General features: G+C 67.4%; 22 protein-coding genes. 4 read left to right on the top strand and 18 right to left on the bottom strand.

The annotated features are described in order from the left end of the window. Positions 1–254 precede the first annotated feature (254 nt). The 5 genes from AC1DXX_RS03385 to AC1DXX_RS03365 all read right to left on the bottom strand — a co-directional run bounded on the left by AC1DXX_RS03385 (position 255) and on the right by AC1DXX_RS03365 (position 4410). Positions 255–899, bottom strand: a complete 645-nt coding sequence (locus AC1DXX_RS03385) for an FMN-binding negative transcriptional regulator (RefSeq protein WP_478132747.1) — start codon at positions 897–899, stop codon at positions 255–257. Between the two features lie 45 nt (positions 900–944). Next, positions 945–1646, bottom strand: a complete 702-nt coding sequence (locus tag AC1DXX_RS03380; RefSeq protein WP_478132746.1) for an ankyrin repeat domain-containing protein — start codon at positions 1644–1646, stop codon at positions 945–947. After that, positions 1646–2149 carry a GlcG/HbpS family heme-binding protein gene (locus tag AC1DXX_RS03375; RefSeq protein ID WP_478132745.1) on the bottom strand — a complete coding sequence of 168 codons (504 nt, stop codon included), beginning with the start codon at positions 2147–2149 and terminating at the stop codon, positions 1646–1648. The genes AC1DXX_RS03380 and AC1DXX_RS03375 overlap by 1 nt, the downstream gene beginning before the upstream one ends. A 135-nt stretch (positions 2150–2284) precedes the next feature. Continuing rightward, positions 2285–2923 (bottom strand): response regulator transcription factor, encoded by a 639-nt coding sequence (locus AC1DXX_RS03370; protein ID WP_478132744.1) that lies wholly within the window; start codon positions 2921–2923, stop codon positions 2285–2287. Next, positions 2920–4410 (bottom strand): sensor histidine kinase, encoded by a 1491-nt coding sequence (locus AC1DXX_RS03365; RefSeq protein ID WP_478132743.1) that lies wholly within the window; start codon positions 4408–4410, stop codon positions 2920–2922. The genes AC1DXX_RS03370 and AC1DXX_RS03365 overlap by 4 nt, the downstream gene beginning before the upstream one ends. Positions 4411–4473: 63 nt before the next feature. Here AC1DXX_RS03365 and AC1DXX_RS03360 point away from each other — a divergent pair, with 63 nt between their 5' ends. Both AC1DXX_RS03360 and AC1DXX_RS03355 read left to right on the top strand, forming a co-directional pair. Continuing rightward, on the top strand, positions 4474–5547 hold the full coding sequence (locus tag AC1DXX_RS03360; RefSeq protein ID WP_478132742.1) for a DUF72 domain-containing protein: 1074 nt from the start codon (positions 4474–4476) through the stop codon (positions 5545–5547). Positions 5548–6015: 468 nt separating this feature from the next. After that, entirely contained in the window at positions 6016–6528 is a 513-nt protein-coding gene (locus AC1DXX_RS03355) for a DinB family protein (RefSeq protein ID WP_478132741.1), read from the top strand. 12 nt (positions 6529–6540) lie between these two features. Here AC1DXX_RS03355 and AC1DXX_RS03350 read toward each other — a convergent pair whose 3' ends face one another. The 7 genes from AC1DXX_RS03350 to AC1DXX_RS03320 form a co-directional block, all read right to left on the bottom strand. Continuing rightward, on the bottom strand, positions 6541–7023 hold the full coding sequence (locus tag AC1DXX_RS03350) for a RidA family protein (protein ID WP_478132740.1): 483 nt from the start codon (positions 7021–7023) through the stop codon (positions 6541–6543). 102 nt (positions 7024–7125) lie between these two features. Then, entirely contained in the window at positions 7126–7446 is a 321-nt protein-coding gene (locus tag AC1DXX_RS03345) for a non-heme iron oxygenase ferredoxin subunit (RefSeq protein ID WP_478132739.1), read from the bottom strand. 15 nt (positions 7447–7461) lie between these two features. Continuing rightward, positions 7462–8436, bottom strand: a complete 975-nt coding sequence (locus AC1DXX_RS03340; protein ID WP_478132738.1) for a Bug family tripartite tricarboxylate transporter substrate binding protein — start codon at positions 8434–8436, stop codon at positions 7462–7464. Next, positions 8433–8801, bottom strand: coding sequence for a chorismate mutase (locus AC1DXX_RS03335; RefSeq protein WP_478132737.1), 369 nt, complete (start codon positions 8799–8801; stop codon positions 8433–8435). Before AC1DXX_RS03335 ends, AC1DXX_RS03340 begins: the two co-directional genes overlap by 4 nt. Before the next feature lie 3 nt (positions 8802–8804). After that, positions 8805–9284, bottom strand: coding sequence for an aromatic-ring-hydroxylating dioxygenase subunit beta (locus AC1DXX_RS03330; RefSeq protein ID WP_478132736.1), 480 nt, complete (start codon positions 9282–9284; stop codon positions 8805–8807). Next, the gene (locus AC1DXX_RS03325; RefSeq protein ID WP_478132735.1) at positions 9281–10540 is read right to left on the bottom strand and encodes an aromatic ring-hydroxylating dioxygenase subunit alpha; all 1260 of its coding nucleotides are present in this window, start codon (positions 10538–10540) and stop codon (positions 9281–9283) included. Before AC1DXX_RS03325 ends, AC1DXX_RS03330 begins: the two co-directional genes overlap by 4 nt. 33 nt (positions 10541–10573) lie before the next feature. Beyond that, on the bottom strand, positions 10574–11563 hold the full coding sequence (locus tag AC1DXX_RS03320) for a 2Fe-2S iron-sulfur cluster-binding protein (protein ID WP_478132734.1): 990 nt from the start codon (positions 11561–11563) through the stop codon (positions 10574–10576). Positions 11564–11690: 127 nt separating this feature from the next. Between AC1DXX_RS03320 and AC1DXX_RS03315 the strand changes: the two genes are divergently transcribed. After that, positions 11691–12605: a LysR family transcriptional regulator gene (locus AC1DXX_RS03315; RefSeq protein WP_478132733.1), complete on the top strand. Its 915-nt coding sequence runs from the start codon at positions 11691–11693 to the stop codon at positions 12603–12605. Here the strand turns inward: AC1DXX_RS03315 and AC1DXX_RS03310 are convergent. Continuing rightward, positions 12602–13081, bottom strand: a complete 480-nt coding sequence (locus AC1DXX_RS03310) for an ester cyclase (RefSeq protein WP_478132732.1) — start codon at positions 13079–13081, stop codon at positions 12602–12604. The genes AC1DXX_RS03315 and AC1DXX_RS03310 overlap by 4 nt on opposite strands. A gap of 100 nt (positions 13082–13181) precedes the next feature. On the opposite strand from AC1DXX_RS03310, the gene AC1DXX_RS03305 reads away from it, so the two are divergent. Then, positions 13182–14036 (top strand): helix-turn-helix transcriptional regulator, encoded by an 855-nt coding sequence (locus AC1DXX_RS03305; RefSeq protein WP_478132731.1) that lies wholly within the window; start codon positions 13182–13184, stop codon positions 14034–14036. 20 nt (positions 14037–14056) lie between these two features. Here AC1DXX_RS03305 and AC1DXX_RS03300 read toward each other — a convergent pair whose 3' ends face one another. From AC1DXX_RS03300 to AC1DXX_RS03280, 5 genes are all read right to left on the bottom strand, one after another. Further along, on the bottom strand, positions 14057–14683 hold the full coding sequence (locus AC1DXX_RS03300) for a 2'-5' RNA ligase family protein (protein WP_478132730.1): 627 nt from the start codon (positions 14681–14683) through the stop codon (positions 14057–14059). 149 nt (positions 14684–14832) lie between these two features. Then, the gene (locus AC1DXX_RS03295; RefSeq protein WP_478132729.1) at positions 14833–15090 is read right to left on the bottom strand and encodes an RNA polymerase sigma factor; all 258 of its coding nucleotides are present in this window, start codon (positions 15088–15090) and stop codon (positions 14833–14835) included. Positions 15091–15109: 19 nt separating this feature from the next. After that, positions 15110–16387, bottom strand: a complete 1278-nt coding sequence (locus tag AC1DXX_RS03290) for a glutamate carboxypeptidase (RefSeq protein ID WP_478132728.1) — start codon at positions 16385–16387, stop codon at positions 15110–15112. Positions 16388–16443: 56 nt separating this feature from the next. Next, entirely contained in the window at positions 16444–17817 is a 1374-nt protein-coding gene (locus AC1DXX_RS03285) for a cytochrome P450 (protein ID WP_478132727.1), read from the bottom strand. Between the two features lie 64 nt (positions 17818–17881). Next, positions 17882–23311, bottom strand: coding sequence for a beta strand repeat-containing protein (locus tag AC1DXX_RS03280; protein ID WP_478132858.1), 5430 nt, complete (start codon positions 23309–23311; stop codon positions 17882–17884). Positions 23312–23388: the final 77 nt, after the last annotated feature.

Here is a 23388-nt window from a genome sequence, read left to right as displayed (position 1 = left end):
CTCCTTTATTTCGCTGCGGGGAGCACCCGGTGCCCTGTGCACGATGAGCGCTGCTCTCGTGCTGGCCGATCAACCGCTGCGCTGAGCGATCACGCCGATGGTGTGCTCTGCGCAGCGAAATAAAGGAGGAGGCCTGCGGCCCTAGGCCGCGCCGGGGGACATTCGCGGAGCAGAGCACACCGTCGGCGGGATCGCGCCCCGAACAACGAGCGTCAAACACAACAACGCGACGAACAGAAATGCAAGGTTTCATCCTAGTTCCCTTCCGTCGCAGGAACTTCGGCGGTCATTCCAAGGCGTTCCATCCACACGGCCAGCGCCTTCTCGTCCGGCGTACCGGCGTTGTAGACAGCGCGCATGGCGGCATGCGACTCCTTGCGGTGCTGGTTGAGTTTGACCTTGCATTGCAGCGCGGTCACACGCATTTCGAAACCGACGATGCCGGCCAGCATCTTGAGCTGAAACTCCTCGCCCAGGTCGCGCCACTGCTGTGCATAACCGGGCTCGTGGTCGCCGATGAGCTTCTTGAGCAAGGCGTCCTTGGCCATGGGTTCCTCGATGAGCCGGGCCTCGACGGTGCAGTGGACCGCGAGGTAGTTCCAGGTCGGCACGCGCGCCAGATCGGGATAGACCGCGGGCGACAGGTACGAATGCGGGCCGAGGAAAGTGACGACCGCCTGCGGCCGCGCCTGCAGGTAGCGCCAATGCGGATTGGGCTTGGCGCAATGCCCCAGCAGCACCGGTAGGTCGCCCTGCCGCTGCTCGGCGACCAGCGGCAGGTGCGTGACGAACGGCAGGCCGTCGTCGTCGTTCGAGATCAGGCTCGCAAACGGGTGCGAGCGCATCAGCTCCAGCGCGATGGCCGGGTCCTTGGCACTGAACTGCGGGGGCATGTACATGGAGCGGTTTCCTCGTGGCGAGGCCCGATTGTCCCCGAGCCGCCGCTATCTTGCCGGGCGCGGCGCTTCCAGCAGCTTCACCATGGCCGTGTAGCCGCGGGCCCTGGCCAGCTGCAGCGGCGTGTTGCCCTGGCGGTCGGTCAGCTTGAGGCTGGCGCCGGCATCGATCAGCGCAGCGAGCGTGCGCTGGTGACGCGGACCGCCGTCGCCGAGCACGATGGACTCGATCACCGCCGTCCAGTGCAGGTTGTTGACATGGTCGAGCGGCGCGCCGGCCGCGACCAGGCGGCGCACCACCTCGTCGTGGCCCAGGTGCGCGGCGGCGATCAACGCGGTGCCGTCGTAGCGGCTCGTCGTCTGCCCGGCATTGGCGCCGAGCGACAGCAGCAGCGTGAGCGTGGTGACATCGTCGGCCACCGACGCGATGGTCACGGCGTCGTAGCGGTCGTCCTCGAGCAGGTCCATGTTCGCGCCCGCCCTGGCGAGCAGCTTCACCGCCTCGCGCTGCCGTGCATGGGTTGCGACATGCAAGGGCGTGCGGCCCCGCGCATCGCGCGCATCGAGATTGGCGCCGGACGCGATCAGGCTCTTCAGCTTCGGCAGATCGCCATGCCAGGCGGCCCGGTGCAGCCCTTCATAGGCCAGCACCTCGGCCGCCAGCGGCGGCACCTGGGCCGACACGCCGGCCGATGCGCCCAAGCCGAGCGCCACCGCCAACACCCCGGACCAGATCCCGCGCTTCATCATCAACCCAGCAAGCCCTTGACCTTCTCGAGCGCCGCATTGGCGCACTGGTCGTCCAGGTGGCCGCCCGGCGCACCGCCCACGCCCACGGCGCCGATCACTTCGTTGCCCGACTTCACCGGCACGCCGCCGCCCAGCAGCAGGAAGCCCGGCAGGTACACGAGGTTCGCGGCGCCGGGATTCTTCTGCGCGCCTTCCATCATGGCCTGCGTCGGGCTCTTGGCCGAGGCCGAGGTCCAGGCCTTGCGCTCGCTCGAGGCCAGGGTGTGCGGGCCGGCGTTGTCGGCGCGCTGCACGGCGCGCACGGTGCCGGCGCGGTCCACCACGGTGGCGGCCACGTTATAGCCATTGGCGGCGCAGGCGGCCACGGCTTCGGCCGCGATCTGGTTGGCCAGCGCGAGCGAGATGTTCTTTTCGGTGCGCATGGCGGGGGCCGGCGTCTGGGCTTGGGCAGCCGATGCGGCGAGCAGAACAGCGAGGCCGCCGAGGCGAAGAATGGAACGCATTTTTGATTTCTCCAGTGGATGCAGGGTGATGGCGCCGGCCTGTTGCCGACGGCTGCGCCACTATAGAAAACGCCGGCCTCCGAGGCCATTCGTACGGCTACGCCCGGCGCTCCGTAGAACTACGGAGCGAGGGTCTCAGTCTTCCCCGGTCACCAGCACCGCGTAGCGCCGGATCAACTGCGCGAGCGAATCGCAGTCGAGCTTCGCGAACAGGTTTGCGCGGTGCGTTTCCACGGTGCGCGGCGACAGCGCCAGCGTGCGCGCGATCTCCTTGTTGGTGAGCCCCTGCACGATGAAGGCCAGCACCTCGCGCTCGCGCTCCGACAGCTGCGCGACGCGCTCGCGCGCAGCGTTGTCGGCCTGCGAACGCTCGCGCGACCGCACGTGCTGGCGCACCGCCTGCTGCAGCGCCTCGAGCAGTTGCTCGTCGTCCACCGGCTTCTCGAGGAACTCGGCCGCGCCGGCCTTGAAGGCACGTCGGCACATCTCGACCGTGCCATGGCCGGTCAGCATGATCACCGGCTGGTCGACGCCCTGCGCCACCAGCCGGTCGAGCACCGTCAAGCCGCTGATGCCGGGCATGCGCACGTCGAGCACGATGGCGCCGACACTCGCGCGGTCGAAGCCGTCGATGAAGGCCTGCGGGTCAGCCCAGCCCTGCACCCTCAGGCCGACCGTGCCGATCAACAGCGAGAGGCTGTCGCGCACCGCCTGGTCGTCGTCGATCAGGTGGACCAGCGGCGACTGCGGCTGGTGGGTGGCCGAGGTGTTCATGCCGAACGCTCCGTGGACGGCGACACCAGCGGCAGCAGCAGCGTGAAGCGCGCACCGCGCGGCGCGGCATTGGCCGCGCTCAGGCTGCCGCCCATGCCGCTCGCCAGCGTCTCGCTGAGGCTCAGGCCGAGGCCCAGCCCGCCCTCGCGCGTACTGAAGAAAGGCTCGAAGAGGCGCGGCATGGCTTCGGGTGCGATGCCGCGGCCGTTGTCGGTCACCGTCAATACGCCCTCCTCGCCATTACGGCCGACCGACACCACGAGGCGGCGTTCGGCCGCAGGCACGAGGTCGAGCGCCTGCAGCGCGTTCATCAGCAGGTTGTGCACGATCTGCTCCAGCGCCACCGCCTCGGCCTGCACGCGCACCGGCGCCTGTGCGGTGGCGTCGAACTGCGCGGCAACACCACGCTGGGTGAATTCGGGCGCCAGCAGGTGCATGGCGCTGCGCACCACCTCCTGCAGCACCAGCGGCTTCACGTCGCCGCCGGCCTCGGGGCGTTCGATCACGCGACGCAAGCGGCCGACCACGCCGGCTGCGCGGCGGGCCTGCTCGACCGCCTGCCCCATCGCATCGCGCGCGGTGGCCAGGTCAGGCGGGTCATCGTCGAGCAGGCGGCGCGCGGCCTGTGCATTGGCGAGCACGGCCGTCAGTGGCTGATTGAGTTCGTGGGCCAACCCCGCCGACAGCTCGCCCAATGCATTGAGCCGCGCCACCTGGCCGAGCCGCAACAGCTCTTCGGCCCGGCGCCGCGCAATGCGCTGGCGCTGCGCCGCCCACAGGCCTGCCAGCAGCAGCGCCGTGGCCGCGGCCCARCCGGCAATGCTGCGCCACGGCAGCTCGCCCCAGCCCACATGACGCTCGGCCACCAGGTCGAAAGGCTGGCTCGGGGATGCCAGCGCCTTGGTGAGGTCGAAGCGCCAGCCGTTCGCGGCCGGCCGACCCGGTTGCAGCACGAACTGCTGCCCGTCGCGCTGCAGGCTCACGCGCACCGGGCTGCGCTGCGGGTTCATCGGCCAGTCGCGCCACGGCACCGAGCCGGCCAGGTCGATCTCGAGCGCGTAGCTGAACGGCGTGGCGCCCATCACGAGCTGGTAGCGGCCATGGGTAAGATCGAGCGCCGCTAGCTCGGCGCGGTGCTGGCTGCGCGAACGCGCTTCCGCGGCGGCCAACGCGCTCGCCTGCTTTTCGTCGGGCCAGGGCGCATCGCGCTCGCGCCGCTGCACGCGCAGGATCGACGAATACACCGATGGCAGGCGCTGTTCGGGCTGGCCCGCATCGGCGCCGGGCTCCAGCAGCGCGAGCGTGGCGAGCACCGCGTCGTACTGCACTGCCTGCTGGCTCATGAGCCGATGGGCGATGCGCACGTCGGTCTCGAAATCCTGGTGCAGCTGCGCCAGCTCGGCGCGCGCCAGCCACACCGCGCCCACGGCCGTGAGGACCAGCCATGCCAGCCACCAACCGCCCTGCGTGCGCAACCACTGTTTCATGGCGCGGATTGTGCCCCGGCCCTGCGGACCCGCCCGATGTTGGCCGAGAATGCGCACCCAGACATGGCTGAAGTGCAGGACTCCCTTTTCCCCGATCTTCCGCGCCCGCAAGAGGCGCCTGCGGCTGTGCCGCCGCCCGAGGCCGAACCGCCCGCGAAGAAGAAAACACGCGGCGGCACCGTGGCGCCGGCGCCCACCGATCCGGCGCTCGTCGAGCTGGCCGCGGCGCTCCCGCCCGGCCTGCGGCTCGGCACATCCTCATGGAGCTACCCCGGCTGGGCCAACCTCGTCTGGGACGGCGAGTACGCCGAGACAGCGCTCTCGAAGAACGGACTTGCTGCGCTGGCGCAGCATCCGCTCTTTCGCACGGTGAGCCTGGACCGCAACTTCTACCGCGCGCTCACGGCGAGCCAATACGCCCGCTATGCGGCCATGGTGCCCGGCGACTTCCGCTTCGTGGTGAAGGCGCCGAGTCTCGTGACCGACGCCACCGTGCGCGACGAAAGCGGCCGCGGCACCCAGGTCAACCCGGTGTTCCTGAACAGCGAGATCGCCATCCAGGAATTCGTGCAGCCGGCCCTCGAAGGCCTGGGCGAGCGCATCGGCGCGCTGGTGTTCCAGCTGAGCCCGATCCCCTCGCAACTGCTGGCCGACCAGCCCGCGCTGCTGGCGCGCATCGGCGAGATGCTGGAATCGCTCCCCGGCCTGAAGCCGGCCGCGCCCGACGCGGTGATCGCCGTCGAAGTGCGCGACCCGCAGTTGCTGTGCCCGGCCTTCGCCGACATGCTGCGCAGCGTGGGCGCGACCTTCTGCATGGGCCTGCACGCCAAGATGCCGCCGATCGAAGACCAGCTGCCGATGCTGCGTGCGCTCTGGCCCGGGCCGCTGGTGTGCCGATGGAACCTGCACCACCGCCATGGCCGCTTCGGCTACGAGGATGCGGAAAAGCTCTACGGGCCTTTCGACAGGATCGTCGATCCCGATCCCCAGACGCGCGAAGCGCTGGCGAAGGTGATTGCCGGCACCACGCGTGCAGGCCAGAACGCCTTCGTCACCGTGAGCAACAACGCCGAGGGGTGCGCGCCGCTGACGATTGCTTCGCTGGCGCGGGACATCGTCGATCTGCAGTCACGTTAGAGCCTGTTTACGATCTATTTGGGACCATGCAGACGCCTGTTGGGGTGAGCTGCAGGGTGTTGTGGTTCGCGGTCTGTTCGGGGCGCGTGCACAGGCCACCGGGTACTCCCCTCCGCGAATGTCCCCCGCTTCGCTCCTCCTTTATTTCGCTGCGGGGAGCACCCGGTGCCCTGTGCACGATGGACGCAGCGCTTGTGCGAGCCGATCAACGATTGCTCTGAGCGATCACGTCGACGGTGTGCTCTGCGCAGCGAAATAAAGGAGGAGGCATGCGGCCTTAGGCCGCGCCGGGGGACATTCGCTTCGCTGCGCACACCGTCGGCGTGAGCGCGCCCTGAACAGCAGCACCCCAACACAGCCCCAAGATCGTAAACAGCTCTTAGTCCGGCCTTGGGGGGTGGACAGGGAATCCTATTCACGTAGCATGAGCCCGCCACCCACTTCCCCCAGTCAGAGGACACCTTGGTCATGAGCACCGTGCCATTGCTTCGCACCCTTTTCAGCTACCGGGCCTGGGCCAACGATGAGCTGCTGGAAAAAATGGAAGGCTTCGATCCGGAGCGGCACGCGGATGCGCGGCATGCCGCCATCCGGTTGATGAATCACTGCCTTGTGGTGGACCGGATCTTCGCGGCGCATCTCATCGGTGCGAAGCACGAATTTTCTGCCGACAACACGCAGGAAACGCCCTCGCTGAAGGAGCTTCGCGCCGCGGTAGCGGCACTGGATCGCTGGTACCTCGAGTACCTGGAAACGGCGACCCCGGAATTGCTGTCCGAATCCGTGCCCTTCACCTTCACCGACGGCGACAAGGGATGCATGTCGCGCGAGGAAATGCTGGCCCATGTCGTCACCCACGGCGGCTACCACCGCGGTGAAGTCGGGCGGATCATGAGACAGCATTCCGTCGGCCTGCCATGGGACACCTTTGCGGTGTACCTGCACACGACCGAACCTTCGCGCCGCCTGCGGACACCCTAGGCTGCAGGGCGTTCAGCCCTTGGCGGCGACCGTCATCTCGACTTCGACGGTCGCGTTCTTCGGCAACTGGTAGACACCGACCGCGGTGCGCACATGCACCCCGGCATCGCCGAACACGCGGTGCAGCAGGTCGGACGCCGCATCGGCCACCTCGCTCTGCTGCGTGAAATCGGCGCTGCACTGCACGAAGACGCCCACGCGCAGCATCTTCTCGACGCCATCGAGCGAGCCGAGTTCGCGCCGCAGCAGCGTCAGGCAGCGCAAGGCGCAGATCTGCGCGCCTTCGCGGGCTTTCTCGAGCGACACCTGATCGCCCGCGCGGCCGGTGACCACCACCGTGGTGCCCACGCGCGGCACCTGGCCGCTGGTGTAGAGCGTGCGGCCGTCTCGCACGATGGGCACGTAATGCCCGCCGGCAAGCAGCTCGCCCTCGAAGCTGTGGCCGAGCTCGGCGGCAATCTGGTCGGCAATCTGGTCTCGGCTTTGCACTGTCATAGGTCTTCCATGGAACGGAGTGCCATTGTCGCCATCCATCTCCGGAAGAACAGATACAGATCGCCCGGACCGGATGCAGAACAGATGGCCGGAGCGCTTCCGTCAGGGTTCCAGGGCCAGATAGATCCGCCCGCCCTCGATCTTCACCGGATAGCTGCGCAGATCTTCGGTGAGTGGCGCGCACATGGCCTTGCCGGTGCGCACATCGAAGCGGCCCTGGTGCAGCGGGCATTCGATCTCGTGGCCTTCGAGAAAGCCGTCGCACAGGCGCGCATGGCCGTGGGTGCAGATGTTGTCGGTGGCGTGGATGCCGTCTTCGGTGCCATAGAAGGCAATGTCCCTGCCCTGCACCTCGATGCCCACCACGTCGTCGGAGGGAATGTCGTCGACCGCCGCGGCGTCGACCCATGTCACTGTGCTCATGTCTTTTCCCTTCGTTCAGTTGTCGGGCTTGAGGCCGGCGCGTTCGATCACCGGCTTCCAGCGGCGCAGTTCCTCGCCCATGAATCGGGCCAGCGCCTCGGGCGTGCTGCCCACGGGGTCGAAGTAGGCCGTCTGCAGGCGCTTCTGCGTCTCGGGTTCCTTGAGCACGGCCGCAATCTCGCGGCTCATGCGCTGCACCACCTCGGGCGGCGTGCCCTTGGGCGCCATGTAGGCGAACCACGGCACGGCCTGGATATCGGGCAGGCCCGATTCGCGCAGCGTGGGCAGATCGGGCAGCAAGGCCGAGCGCTCGGCCGAGGTCACGGCCAGCGCCTTGAGACGACCGGCCTTGGCCTGAGGCATCACCGCGACGGGCGGCAGGCAGGCGTACTGGACGTCGCCCTGGATGATGGCCGTGACCGCCTGGCCCGAAGATGCATACGGAATGTGCACCGCGAACGAGGTGGTCTTGAGCTTGATCAGCTCCACGCCAAGGTGCGAGATCGATCCGTTGCCCGTCGAGGCGAAGTTGAACTTGCCGGGGTTCTGCTTCATCGCGGCGAGCCAGCCCTTGACCGAATCGACGTTCATCGCATTCGAGACCGCGCAGACGTTGGGCGTGGTCGCGGCGAGCGACACCGGCACCAGGTCCTTGAACGGGTCGTACGGCAGATTCTTGTAGAGCACCGTGTTGTAGACCAGCGGCGCATTGACCGAGAGCAGGAAGGTGTAGCCGTCGGGCGCCGACTTGCTGGCTTGATCGGTGCCGGTGTTGCCGCCGGCGCCGGGCTTGTTGTCCACGATCAGCGGCTGGCCGATGCGCGCGGCGAGCTTGTCGTTGACGATGCGGGCCAGGATGTCGGGGGACGAGCCTGCGGCGAACGGCACCACGATGCGGATGGGGCGTTGCGGCCACTCCTGCTGCGCGTGTGCGCCGGCAACCGTGAAGAGCGCGGCGATGGCCAGGGGCAGCGTGCGAACCGCGCTCATGAACGCGGCTCCACATCGACCATGCCCTGGTGGTCCTGCTGCTCGCGCGCGATGAAGCCCGCGATGAGCGCGCGGTAGGCCGCCTCGACCACTTCGGGGTATGCGCCCTCCTTCTCCGCCAGCGCCCTGACCTTGTCGATCACCTCCTGCTGGCGTTGCGGCGCCGACACCTGGAAGGCATCGCGCTTGAAACGCGCCGCGTCCTTCACGTAGCGGCCGCGCTCGGCCAGCAGCGCGACGATCTTTCGATCGAGCGCATCGATGTTCTCGCGGACCTCGGCGAGGTTGCCGCACAGCGGCTGGTAGGCCGGGTCGACAAAGCGCCGCAGCGGCGCACCGTGGGTCTCGGGTTCTTTTTCTTGCATGGCTCAGATGGGGTAAATGATGGAGTTGGGGATCATCTCGCTGTCGAAGACGCACAGGCGCGACGCGAACTTCAGGCCCTCGGGCGTCGGCACGACCTTGTCGATGTAGCGACCGACGTTGAACACCGTCGAAGGCCCGTCGAGCTTGGTGCGGAACACCGCATAGTTGGCTTCGCTGTGGATCGCACCGTCGTCGTCCACCGAATGCACCACCGGAAGACCGACGACATGGCGCTGGTAGTACGGGTCGTGGAACAGCGTCTCCTGGATGCCGTAGACGCGGTCTTCGAGCATGCCTCGGCTCTCGAACGACAGCGTGGCAAGCGGCAGGCCGCGTTCGTGGTTCTCTCGCGGCTGCAGCCGGTAGCTGCATTCCTCGATGAAAAACGCGGGCCACAGGTCCCACTGGCCGGAATCCACGGCGTGGGCGTAGGCCGCATAGAGGCCCGCCAGTTCGAGGTAGGCGTTGGCATCGAGCTTCATGCGGCCTCCATCACTTCGCGCCAGTAGCGGTACATGCCGCGGATCAGGGTCTCGGTCACCATGTGGTCGGTGTTCTCCACCTCGCGTCCGCCCAGCTCGGCGAGCGTGCGGTGGTAGGGCTTCTGCTCGAAGCCTTCCTGCGAGAACTCGATCACCTCGCCGTCGTCGGCCGAGACAAAGCCGGCCGGCCCGAACAGGTTGGCCTGGCGCAGGCGCCGTTGCGTCATCTCCTCGGTGTCGTCCTCGAAGCCGAAATGCGTCCACACGAAATCGAAGGCGTCGTGGCCCACCGGCTGGATGTGCCGCGTCGACACGCTGTTGACCTGCTGCTGCAGGATCAGGCTCGGGAACAGCGTCATCATCACCGCGGTCGGCCCGCCCCACCAGGGCTCGGGCACGATGTCCAGAAAGCGCGGGTCCTTGAGCTGCATGCTTTCCTTGAAGCTCGACACCTGCGTCACCTGTGCGGCCTTGCCGGCGCTGCCGCGCGTGGAAATCATCGCGGCGTGACGGCCGCGTGCATCCATCTTGAGCTCCGACTTGTTGTCGGCACGCCAGAGTCCGAAGGTCACGAACCACGTGTGCAGCAGACCGGGGTGGTACGGGTCCTTGATGTTCTCCTGCATCAGCTTCCAGTTGCCCGGAATGCGCTGGCGGCTGTAGCCCAGGATGGTGAGCTTGCGGCCGTCGAACAGGCGGTCGAAGTAGTGAAGGATGTCGGGTCCGAGGAAGTCTTCGAACGACTCGATGTCGTGGTCGAACGACGCGAACACCACGCCGCCGCGCGAGGCCACCCTGAGCTTGTTGAGGCCGTTGTCCTCGGTCTTGAAGTCGGCCGGCATGCCGCCGTGCACCTTGCCGTCCTGCTTCACGCCGCGGCGGAACGGCACGCCCTGCAGGTCGCCCTTGAGCGTGTAGTTCCACTGGTGGTACGGGCAGACGAACTCCTTCCTGTTGCCGTGGCGTTCGCGGCAGAACTGCATGCCGCGGTGGGCACAGACGTTCTCGAACACGTGGATCGCGCCCTCTTCGTCGCGCGACAGGATCACCGAGCGTTCGCCGATGGCGGTGCGCTTGAAATCGCCCGGGTTCGGGATCTCGGCTTCGAGGCCGACGTAGCACCAGTGCTTTTCGTAGAAGAAGCGCTGCAGCTCCTTCTTGTGCAGCGCCTCGTCGGTGTAGGCCATGAAGGGAATGCGGCTGGTCTTGTCGCTCTCCCAATGCAGTTCGATGGGGAACACGGGTTGCGTGGTCATCGGGGGTCTCCTTTTCTTGTCAGTCTCTGTTCTTCAGGTGCCTTGCAGGTAGAAGGCATCGGCATGGGTCTGCTCCGGCGCGAGGCCGCGGGCGCGCACCAGCTGCGTCACGGCCTCGACCATCGGCGGCGAGCCGCAGAGGTAGGCGCGCCAGCCGTCGAGGTCGCCGGACCAGTCGGCTCGGATGGCATCGGTGATCAGGCCCAGACGCTGGCCGTCGCGTGCCGGGCCGGTGACGACCACCACGTGCACCTTCAGGCCCGGATGCTGCGCCTGCAGTTCGCGCAACGCCTGCAGGCCGTAGACGTCGGCATCCGAGCGCACGCCCAGGTAGAGGTGGATCGGCTGCGTCAGGCCGGCCGCGATGGCGCCCCGCACGATGGAAAGAATCGGCGCCAGTCCGGTGCCGCCCGCCGCGCAGAGCATCGGGCCGCGGTGCTTCGTGCGCAGGTAGGCCGTTCCGAGCGGCCCGCTCACCCGCACCGAATCGCCGATATGCAGCTGTTCGAAGATGTGCGCGGTGACGCGCCCACCCGGCACCCGGCGCACATGGAATTCAAGCTCCGCATCGCGGCTCAGCCCGGCCATCGAATAGGGCCGCGCCAGATCGGGCGCGAACTGCAGCTGCGCATACTGCCCCGGCGAAAACTCCAGCGGCTTGTTCGGCTTGAGCCGCAGGCGGCGGATGTCGTGCGTGAGCACATCGATGCCGGTGACCGTGGCCTTGAGGATGCGCGCCGGATGTACCACCACCTCGTCGGGCTCCGGAATCTCGATGGCGCAGCTCTCGGTCAGCGTGCTCTGGCAGGCCAGCACGTAGCGCTCGCCCTGCCCGTCCGGCCGGATCGCGTCCTGCCCGCCGTCGAGCACCTGGCCCGACACCACCTTGCAGCGGCAGGTGCCGCAGCGCCCCGACATGCAGCTGTACGACACCGGGACATGGTGCTCGCGCAGCACTTCGAGCAGGTTCGCGCCGGGGCGGACCTCGAGGGTGCGGGCAAGGGGGTGAATGTGCAGGTCCATCGTCGGGCTCTCTTTGCACCGGCCTGGTGACCGGCTTGTCTCTGGGATGGATGATGCGCGGCCGATGGAGATTGACCAATAGAATCTGGTGAATCGACTCCATCACGAATGTGAATAAAGGTCCGGCATGCAACTCAAGGACATCGACCTCAACCTGCTGCTGGTGTTCGACCGGATGCTGGCCGAAAAGCGCGTGTCGGCGGTGGCCGAGTCGCTGGGGCTTTCGCAGCCGGCCATCAGCAATGCGCTGGCGCGTCTGCGCAAGCTGCTGGGCGATGAGCTTTTCCTGCGCACGGCGCGCGGCATGGAGCCCACGCCTTTCGCGCTGCAGCTGGCCGAGCCGGTGGCCTATGCGATGGGCGCATTGCACACGGCGCTCAACCAGCAGGTGGTGTTCGACCCCGCCACGAGCACGCGCAGCTTCACGCTCGCGATGACCGACATCGGCGAGATCTACTTCACGCCCAGGCTGATGGAGGCGCTGTCGGTCGCGGCGCCGGGCGTGACGATCAGCACGCTGCGCAACAACGCCGCGACCAGCCTGCGCGACGAACTCGAAGCCGGCCACGTGGACATCGCCATCGGCCTCTTGCCGCAGCTCAAGGCAGGCGTGTTCCAGCGCAGGCTGTTCCTCCAGCGCTATGTGTGCCTTTTCTCGGGCACCCACCCGCTGGCGCGCAAGCGCAGCGTGTCGCTCAAGGACTTCAGCGCGGCCGACCATGTGCTGGTGCAGGCGGCGGGCACCGGGCACGGCAAGGCCGACGACGTGATGGCCGCACAGGGCGTCCACCGGCGCATCCGGCTCAAGGTGCCGCACTTCGTGGCCATTGGCCACATCCTGCGTTCGAGCCAGATGATCGCCACGGTGCCCGAACGGCTGGCGCAGAGCATCGCCGAACCCTTCGGACTGGTGTGGCGCCCTCACCCGGTGGCGCTGCCGCAGATTGCGATCAACCTGTTCTGGCACGCCAAGGTGCATCGCGATCCGGGCAACCAGTGGCTGCGCGGATTGCTGTTCGACAACTTCGCGGACGGCGACTAGGCGCTTGCGCGGCGAGCGACGATGCCGAGCGAGATCCACGCCTCGAGCGCATCCACCACATCCCAGTGCTCGACCAGCAGCCCGTCCTGCAGGCGATAGCGGTCGGCCGTTGCGAAGTGCAGCGCCTTGCCCGTGGCCGGCACGCCGAAGAAGACGCCGGTGTGCGTGGCCTCCCAAAGGGTCATCGCCATGAGGCCGGCGTCCTCGACAACAAGCTCCTGGCTCACCGGCCTCAGGTCGGGCACGCCGACGTGGAAGGTCTTCACGAACTCCTTGTAGGTCGGCCGCACGTCGACGCGCGGGGCATCCGCTGCGAGCGCCGCCTGTCGCGCGGCCTCCAGCCTGGGCCTGACGTTCGCGCTGTGGCTCGAGAACTCGGGATGCAGATGGTCGTCGACGGCAGTGAGGTCGTGCGCGCCGTAGAGCCGGCGGCGAAAGTCGAGAAAGCGTTCCCGGATGCGGGCAGTGGATGTCATTCGATGGTCCTTCGTTGGTTGAAAAAAGCAGCGTAGAAGGCCTACCATCCCCCGACAAGACAAGAACTTATCCGGGTATAAAAACCACCGGCCTCACGCCATGACCCCACCGCTGACCGCGCCGGCGCGCGCTGAAATGGCCGCCTTTCTCAGGAACCGGCGCGAGCGCCTGCAGCCCGCCGAGGTCGGCCTTCCGACGACGGCGAGGCGGCGTACGCCAGGACTGCGGCGCGAAGAGGTCTGCCAGCTCGCAGGCGTCGGGCTGGCCTGGTACACATGGCTGGAGCAGGCGCGGGAGATCGAAGTCTCGGCGCATTTCCTCGATCGCATCGCGCGGGCGCTGAAGCTCGATGCAACCGAGCGTGCGCACCTCTTCACGCTGGCCCACAACCGGCCGCCGCCGATCGTGCCGGGCCCCTCGCTCACGGTCACGCCACACCTTCGCCGCATGCTCGATGCGGTCACCGGRCCGGCCTACCTGGCCACCGCATCGATGCACGTGATCGCGTGGAACACGGCGCTTTCTGCGGTGTTCGGCGACCTCGCGGCGCTGCCGCCCGAGGACCGGAACATGCTGTGGCTGGTGTTTGCCAGCCCTGTTCACCGCGCAGCGATTCCGCAATGGGAGACCGATGCGCGTGCCATGCTCGCGCGCTTTCGCGTGGAATTCGGCCGGCATCGCGACGACCCGGCATTTCTTGCGCTGATCGAGCGCCTGCAGGCGGCGAGCCTCGAGTTCAGGCAATGGTGGCCTGACCACGACGTCAGCATGCGCACCGACAGGGCCAAGCGCTTCGAGGTGCGCGGCGTCGGGCGGATGGAGCTGGAGCAAAGCGCGTTCATGGTCGAGGAATCGCCGGACATGCGGCTCGTCGTCTATACGCCGGTCGATGCGCAGAGCGCGCAGAAGGTGAAGCTGCTGCAGCGCCGGTGGAATGCGCAGAAGGCAGCGTAGCCGCGCGGCGCCAGCGGCATTCAGGCGGAACGGTCCGGCGGCCAGTGCCCGAGCACCTCGTGGACGCCCTCCCCGGTGTGGCTGTCGATCAGGGCAAATGAGCTGGCGGCCCACCGGACGGGCTCCACGGCATGCTTCCCGATCTTCCGGCGGGTGTAGGCGAGGGTCATGTGGGGTGTGAAGTCCCGCTCGGGCTTGAATCCCGCATCCGCCAGCGCTTCACCCAGGCGTTGCCTGAAGTCCGCCAGCGCTAAGACGCCCTCTTCGCCGCACAGCACGAAGGCCTTGCTGTTCGCATAGGTCATGACCCGATCGAACACGACATTGAACGACGGCGGCGCCACGGTGGCGGCGGCCTCCAGGGCGGCCTGCACTTTCCTGGTCTCGCAGCCGCCGAGGTGGTGCAGCGTGACGTGCAGGCGATGCGGCTTGATCGGCGTTTCTTTCAGCGCATGGAGATCATGGAGATGGGCACCTTGTGCCGCGATGGATGCGGCGTCTTCGGCGCCCGGAAAGATCGCGAAGAAAAGCGAGTGGGACGGACGCTCCTTGCGCTGCGCCTTGGCCCGCGGTCGTCGCAAAGGCGGCGGTGGCGGATCGATCCCTGGAAGAAGAAGCTGTTCTGACATGCGTCGATCATCGCGCATGGCCAGCCCTCTTCACGCGGCCTTCAGGCGAAAGGCGGGATGCTGTCGATGGGCTTGCGCGTCAGCTTCTGATCTTCAGGAAACGCAAGGACGAAGGCGCCTCGCGGCGCCTTGCCTTGAGGCACCGGATTCAGGCTTGCTGCCCGCGGTCACGGCGTGACTGTCTTGTCGGCGCGGCCTTCCATGAGCTTGCGCAAGCGGTTGCGCGCCCGCGACAGGCGCGACATCACCGTGGCCAACGGAACACCCGTGACCACGGCCACCTCCTCGTACGACATGTCTTCCAGATTGACAAGCAGCAGCACGGTGCGCTGATCTTCCGGCAGCCGCATCAGGCAATGGTGCAACGCCTGGGCCATGTCCGAGCCCGCGTTGGTGGCAGCGAGTTCGCCGTTCACATTTTCCATATCAACCATCCTTCCCGCTCTATCGGACCTTCCCTTGGGCGACATCCATCACCATACGCGCGGCCAGGTACAGGCGCGGCTGGACGGAGTCGATGAGCACATATTCGGCATTGCCCGAATGAGCGCCGAAACCCTGCAGGCCAAAGCGCTCGATCACTGGTGCCTTCGTCTCCAAGCCGGCATACGCGGCATCCGTGCCGCCGCCTTCGGGGTTGGGATCGACCACCAGGTCCTTGCCGATTTCCTTGTAGATGCGCTGCGCGTGGGCGGCCAGGGCGCGCGAAGCTTCGGTGGCTTCCAGCGGCGGACGGCCGTTCTCCAGCTTCACGTCCACCTCCGACTCGGGCAGCAACCTGCTCTTGATGATTTCCCGGATCCTGGTTTCCAGGCCGGCCAGATCGCTCGCCTTCCGCAGGCGGATATCGCCCCAGGCCTCGGCGCCGGGCGGGATCATGTTGCGCACCACGCCGGCCTTGGCAACGGTCCAGGTCAGTTTCAGGCCGCGCTCGGGTTCCGACAGGCCGCGCAACTGCAGCAGCTGGTGCGACAACTCGTACAGCGCATTGACGCCACGCTCCGGCGGTCCACCGGCATGCGAGGCGCGGCCGCGTACCGTGAGCGTGGCCGAGGCGATGCCGCTGGTGGCCAGCGCGATCTTGTCTGATTCGGCGCGCGAGGCCTCGAACGACATCACGGCGTCGTGCTCGGCGCCCAGCCGGGTCAGGAGCTTGCGCGATGCGTGCGAGCCGATTTCCTCGTCGCCATTGATCAGCACGGTCAGCGTGCCGTAGTCCTTGACTTTCAGCGCCTGCAGCATCGCCACCGTGTGCAGGATCGTGGCCACGCCCTGCTTGTCGTCCGCGATGCCAAGACCGAAAGCCTTGCCGCCTTCGGTCCGGTACGGCTGCTGCGCAAGCGTGCCGGCGAGGTACACCGTGTCCATGTGGGCGATCAGCAGGATGCGCTGGCTGCCCGTGCCCTTGAAGGTGGCGCGCACCATGCGGCCGATGTCTTCTGCTTTTTCCGGCACGCCTTGCCTTCGAGGGATATCGGCGGCCACGGGCTCGATGTACTGCACCTCGCCGCCCAGGGCCTTGAGCCGCGCGCCCACCAGCGCCGAGAGCTTGTCCAGGCCGGCGCGGTTGGTGCTGCCGGACTCGATCTCGACCAGGGTCTTGAGCGTCTCCATCAGCTTGGGCTGCTCGCTGGCGGCGAGGCTCCATACCGGCGCCACCGGCTGGGCCAGGGCGGTGGCGGCAAAGGCCAGGGCTGCAAGGGCCCAGAGATTTTTCTTCATGATGTCTTCCTTGTTGTGAATATGCGGGAGGGGAACGGGTCGTTCATGCCGCGGGATCACCGTGGTCGTGGCTCGCGACGGCTCACGGTCATCCACAGGGGTTCCGCGGGACGAAGGGTTACCTGCGCCATGGGTGTGGGCTCCAGGCTGGCTTTGCTCATCCGAATGCGAACCGACTTCAGCAAAACGGCCAGAACGGCGGTGGCTTCCACCGTCGCGAACGTGGCGCCGACGCAGACACGCGGGCCGGCCCCGAACGGCATGTAGGCATACCGGTGCCTGTCTTTGCCGGACTCCGTCGAAAAGCGCGTTGGATCGAAGTCGTCGGGCCGCACCCACAGCCGGCGGTTGCGATGGATGGCGTAGATCGGCACATGGATCGCCATGCCGGCCGACAGCGCAAAGTCACCCAACCGAAAACTATGCCCCACCGTGCGCACAACGATCGGCACTGGCGGATAGAGGCGCATGGCCTCCTGAATGACCTGCCTGGTCCAGCTCAATGATCGAATGTGCTCTGCCCGAACGGGGCCTTCCCCGCAGATGGTTTCGATTTCCTCGAGGATTCGCGCCTCGGCGTCGGGATGCCGGCAAAGCAGACAAAACGCCCATGTGAGGGCCAGCGCCGTCGCCCCGTGCCCGGCTGAAGTCAGGGTGAAGAGATTGTCGATCACCTCCTGATCCGTCAGGGCACGCCGGCTCTCGTTGTCCACGGCGGACATGAGCCTCTCCAGGAGGTCGTCATGGCCTGTCTTGTCGTGTCGACGCGCTGCGATCGTCCGCGCGAATTCAGCCTTCAGGTGGGCCATGGCGCTGCGCGCTTTCCTCCGGCCCGGGTAAGGGAGCCATTCGGGTGCGGCCAACAGGCTCGATGCCAGCATCCAGCGGGTGGGCCTCGAACAATCGCCGATGCAGCGTTCGAACCGTTCGCTACCGAAGTCGCCACGGTCCGACAACATGGCTGCCGCGATGATCTCGAACGCCGTGTGCCTCAACTCGCTGCCGACGTCGACCACCCTCTCCTTCGGCCATGAGAGCCAGCGATCGCGCGTCGCTTCCGCGGCGGCGATCATCCGGGGGAGATACGCCTGCAGCGAGTCCATGTGAAGAATCGCTGCCATGGCCTGCCGCTGCTGCCGCCGGTGGGCGCCATCCGCGGCCGGAAGCCCCGAGCCGGGTCCGGGCCCCGGCCCTTTGACGAGTGCTCCGGCATTGACGACCAGGGCCTCGTGAATGAGCGCCGGGTCGGTGATGTGGATGCGCGTCATTCCGGCCAACCTGCTGTAGACCAGCTTTTCATGAAAGGCTTCCGCAGGAATGGCATTCAGCGGATTGCGAATCACCGACGCAAGCACCGACATCGACAAGCGCCGGCTGACGGCAACCCCTGGGGTGGTTGCGGAGAGGATGGGAGGCCAGCGCGCAGTCATTTCGATTCGTCAACCGCCCGTTCATTCAGTCGATCGATCGATCCAGCCAGGCACTTTGCCCCGGTTACAGCACGGTGATGCCTTGCTGGATCCACACGTCACCCAAGGTGTTGGTCATGGCGCTGTGGCGCCAGACGTCATAGGTGACGCCACCCACCGTCTGATCGCCGACATCGCTCCACGTTCCGCCGCCATCGACAAGATCCACGGTCGACAGCGCGCCGCCCTTCACTTCCAGGTGGCCCAGCTCGGCGGTGGACTCCGGCTCGTTGAGCACGTCGGAAAGACGCAGATGCAGCGTGTTGCCGCCGCTGCTCAGATCGAACCGCTCGAAGCCCTGGACGCGATTGCCGTAAGCCGCCAGGTCGAGATTCATGCCGGAGCCGGCCAGCGCCAGCGTATCGGTGCCGGTGCCGCCCGCGACCCGGGTGAAGACCAGTCCGTTGAGCGAGATGAGGTCGTCGCCCATGCCGCCGTAGGCCACGTCGTGCAGCGTGCCGGTTGCGGTGGTGCCGGTGGTGTCGGTGCCGATGCCGGTAATGGTGTCGTTGCCCTGGCCGCCGCTGATGCGGTCCACGCCATTCACGATCGCGGGCGCGCCGATGCTGGTGCCGCCAGCGGCCAGCGTGTCGTTGCCGGTGGTGTAGGTTTGCGTGAGTTTGCTGGCCGAGCCGATGAACGAATAGATCTGCCCGTTGTCGCCCGCTCCGCCCTCCCAGGCGCCCGTCGCATAGTCGGCAATGCCGTCGCCGTTCCAGTCGCCCACGGCGATGCCGGTCCCCAGGAAATCGCCCGCAGCGGCGCCGTTGATCTGGACGGCGCTCCCGGCACCGACCATGGTCTCCAGATTGCCGCTCGCGAATCCGCCTCCCGCCTGGCCATACACGAGGTAGACCTGCCCGGCATCCACCGCGGCGGCATCTCCGGCCGCGGCACCGACAAGGAAGTCGTCGATGCCGTCGCCGTTGACGTCTCCCGCGCCGGCAATGGTGTAGCCGAGCAACTGGTCCGTGGCGGCGGAGCTCGTCAAGGTGAACCCGGTGCTGCCGCTGGCCTGCGTCGCGATGGGGCCGCTGGCCCAGCCCGAGCTCTTGCCATAGACCACGTAGACCCGCCCCGGCGCGAAACCGTCCCGCTGCCCCGCGTCGCCCCATTCGGGCGAGCCGACGGCAAAGTCGTCGATGCCGTCGCCGTTGATGTCGCCGACGCTGCTGATGGTCCTGCCTTCGCCGGAAYACCAGGCATCGGCGGACCCGTTATTGCCGTAGTCGAAGGACAGGCCGCCCAGGTTCTCGTAGTCCATGGCGCCATCCAGGCGAATGCCCTGAGCCGGGGTCAGATTGGCCAGGTTGAAGTCGTCCCCGATGCTGCCTTGCTGGCCGAAGATCAGGAATGCACTGCCTCGTTCGGTGCCGCCGCCCGCCATCAGAGAGTCCGTCACGATGTAATCGTGGATACCGTCCGCGTTGACGTCACCGACGTCCTGGATTTTCATGCCGAGGGCGTTTGCCGTCGGCAACGAGGAGCCCACCGTGGTGTGCGTACCGCTCGCCAACTGGGTGTTGAGGGCGTCGTTGAACAGACCCGCAGGTCTGGCGTCCAGGTTGACCCATGCCGCGGCGCCGCTGCCGGCATGGCCATACAGGATGTAGTACATCCCGCCGCCGCCCGAACCGGCCGGCGTGCTCTCCGGCGAGTTGCCGTCGGCGCTGGCCAGCAGCAGGTCGGCATAGCCGTCGTTGTTGTAGTCGTGCCCGCCACCACCGTCGGAACCCAGCCAGCCACCCGTGCTGTTGTTGTCGATCCAGAAGCCGTCGGCCGTCGACCCTGTGTTCAGGGTGCTGAGGCTGAWTGAGGGCGTGGCGGCGCTGCGCCCGAAGATCACATAGGCCCGGTCWTTGATGCTGCTGGCCAGCAGCACGTCGCCGAATCCGTCGCCATTGATGTCGCCGATGCTGGAAGCGACCAGTCCTTGAATACTGGCGTCGCCCGCCGCTGCGCCGACGTTGGTGATGTGCAGCGCCTGCGCGGACGTCAAGGTATCGATGTTGGCAGTCGTCGGCAAACCGTTCTGCGTCCCGAACAGCACATAGAAGTCTGCTGCGTTGGGCGCCGTGGCGCCGTACTGGTCATGCGGAGCAGTGACGATCATGTCCTCGTAGCCGTCGCCGTTGAAGTCGCCTGCGCTGTCCATGGCGAAACCCAGGCCGTCGCTGGGTTGCAGCGAGGTGGCCACGCTGGCGCTGGCGATCGTGCCGTCGTGCTGGATGGTCAGGTTCTGGCCGGTGCCGTCCAGGGTGGATGTCTTGACGTTGCCGGCGAGGTCGACGGTCTGCACCTTGACCGGGTGCGCGCCGTCGTACAGCGAGGGCAGCGTCGCAGTGACGCTGGCCGTGCCGGTGCCGCCACCGCCGGTCGCGGTGAACGCCAGCGAGCGCACGTGGACCGTCTCCGTGGCGTCGATCACGTTGTCGCCGTTGGTGTCGTCCCACAGCGTCATCACGATCTGCCCTGCATTGATGCTGTTGACATCGGCGGTGGAAAGGCCGCCCAGGGCCACCGTCATGGTCGGCGTGACCACATTGGTGATGTTGTCGCTGGTCAATCCACCGCTGTCGCTGGCCGAGACGAGGTCGAGCGTCATCGTTCCGACCGGTGCGATGGCGTCGACGGTGACCACGAAGTCCGGCGTTGCCGGGCTGACGTTGCCCGCCACGTCCGTCTGGGTCGCGGTGAACACATAGGCGACGCCGCTGCTGTTGGTGCCGCTGCCGCCCCCCAGCGCGGGCGAGGTGTAGGTCCAGTTGCCGGAGGCGTCGGCTGTCACCGAACCCTGGCTGACGGCGTCACGAAGGATCTGGACGACCGCCCCGGGCTCTGCGGTTCCACTCAGCGCAGGGGTGGTATCGCTGGTGTTGTGATCGGCGGAACCGACACCGGAATCGACGCTCATGCCGGCAATCACCGGTGCCGCGATGGCTGTGTCCACCCTGACGGAGAAATTGGCGCTCGGGCCGCTGACATTGCCCGCAGCATCCGTTGCCGTGGCCGTGTAGTTGTACAGGACGCCCGTGCTGGCCGGGCCGCCGGCCAGCGCCGCCGCTTCGGTGTAGGCCCAGTCGCCCGTGGGATTGGCCACGGTCGTTCCGACCAGAACGCCGTCGCGGTAGACGCTGATCGTGGCGTTCGCCTCCGACGTGCCCTGGATGGTCGGTGTGGTGTCGAACGTGATCTCGTCGCTGGTGCTGCCACCGGTATCGGTCAGCACATCGGTCGGCACCGGCACGGCGGGCGCGCTGGTGTCGACGGTAACGATCTGGGTGTCCACCGCGCCGGTCAGGCTGGCGGCATTGATGACGCGAGACTGCAAGGTATGGGTGGTCGCGCCCAGGGGAGTGGGATTGTCGTAGTGCCAGGTGCTGCCCGTGTCCTGGACGACGTCGACCCAGGTGGCACCGTTGTCGAACGAGAGTTGCACCTTCTCGCCCCACGCCGGGTTCACGTTCAGCACGCCGTTGGTGCCGCTGACGGTGAGTGTCGTGTCGCTGGTGATCCAGTCGCCCGCAACACCGCTGTCGGTACCGATGGCAGCGATGTTCGTGACGACCACAGGCGGGTCCATGATGATCTGCACCGCCTGCGTGTCGGTGACGACGGCATTGCCGCCGGCATCGATCACGCGCGTCTGGAAGGTCTGCGGCCCGTCGGACAGCAGGTTGGCCGTGTTGTTGTAGCTCCAGGCCGTGGCGCTCAGCATCGCCACATCCACCCAGGTGCCGCCGCCGTCCAGCGACAGCTGCACTTTCTCGCCGGCGGCCAGCGCGGTGTTGCTGCCGTCGATGATCAGCGTGCGGTCGCTGGTGATGTAGTCGCCCACGATGCCGCTGTCGTTGCTGATCGCCGTGATGTCGGCCGTGGCCGTGGGCGGCGCCAGGTCGATGACCACCGCCTGGCTGGTGGCCGCGCCGGGCGTGCCGTAGGCGTCGACGATGCGGGTCTGGAAGGTGTAGCTGGTTTCGCTGCCCGGCGTGCCGAGCGGGGTGGCCTGGGCGTCGTGGCTCCAGATGGTGCCGGCGCCGGCTGGCTGGCCGCTCGCGTCCAGCCAGCTCGTGCCGCCGTCCAGCGAGACCTGCACTTTTTCGCCGGCCAGCAGCGCGGTGCTGATCGTGCCGCTGACGACGAGGCTCTGGTCGTTGGTGATGAAGTCGCCCGCCGTGCCGTTGTCGTCGGTGATCGCGGTGATGCGCGAGACGGTCGCCGAGGGCGAGGTGTCGATCAGCACCGCCTGGCTTGCAGGCAGGTTCGTGTTGCCGGCGATGTCGATGACGCGGGCCCGGAAGGTGTAGCTGCCGTCGGGCAGCGTGGTGGCGGTGGCGTCGTGGCTCCAGCTGGTGCCGGCACCGGGCTGGCCGCTGGCGTCGAGCCAGCTCGCACCGTTGTCCAGCGAGATCTGCACCTTCTCGCCGGCGCCGAGCACGGCCCCTACCGTGCCGCTGACCACGAGGCTCGGGTCGTTGGTCTGGAAGTCGCCGGCGATGCCGTTGTCGGCCGTGATCGCGCCGATGGCGATCGTCGCCGTCGGCGGCGTCGTATCGATCTGCACCGTCTGGCTCGCGACCGTGCCGGGGTTGCCGGCCGCGTCGATGACGCGGGTCTGGACGCTGTGGCTGCCGGAAGACAGCGTGTTGGCGGTGTTGTCGAAGCTCCAGCTGGTGCCGGTCAACTGCGTGACCGCCTGCCAGGTTGCACCGCCGTCAAGCGAGACTTGCACGGCCTCGCCCGCCGCCAACGGGCTGTTGGCGCCGCTGATCGCCAGCGTCGGGTCATTGGTGATGAAGTCGCTCGGAGAAGTACCGCTGTCGGTGGTGATCGCCGTGATCGAAGACGTCGATGTCGACCCCGCCGTATCGATGGTGACCACCTGGCTCGACACCATGCCGGTGTTGCCGGCGCCGTCGATGACCCGGGTCTGGAAGCTGTAGACGCCGTCGGCCAGCGTCGCGCCGGTGTTGTCGAAGCTCCAGCTGGTGCCGGCCAGTTGCGTGACCGCTTGCCAGGTCGCGCCGCCGTTCAGCGAGATCTGCACCGCCTCGCCCGCCGCCAGCGGGCTGTTGCTGCCACTGATCGCCAGCGTCGGGTCGCTGGTGACGAAGTCGCCGCCGGTTCCACTGTCGGTCGTTACCGCCGTGATCGTCGAGATCGACAGCGGCGCCGCCGAGTCGAGCGTGAAGGTCAGCGGCGCGCCGGCCGGGCTGGTGTTGCCGGCCGCGTCGGTCTGGGTGACGGAAACGCTGTAGCTGCCGTCCATGAGGTCAGACCCCGGCGTGAAGCTCCAGGCCCCTGCCCCGTTCGCCACCACCGTGGCCGTCATCGGCGTCGGACCGGAGATGGTGACGGTCATCGTCGCGTTCGGCTCGGCGGTCGCGCCGCTGATCGCCGGGCGCACATCGTTGATCGTCGAGCCGTTGGCGATGGTGCCGGTCACCGGTGCCACGTCGTCCGTGCCGGTGAAGGCCGGTGCTGTGGGCACCGTCGCATCGACCGTGAAGGAAAGCACCGCCGCGGGGCTGA

Source organism: Variovorax sp. P4_B10 (assembly GCF_056402375.1).
Note: the sequence above shows the minus strand (reverse complement) of the source record. Positions and strands in the feature narration are given on the sequence as shown.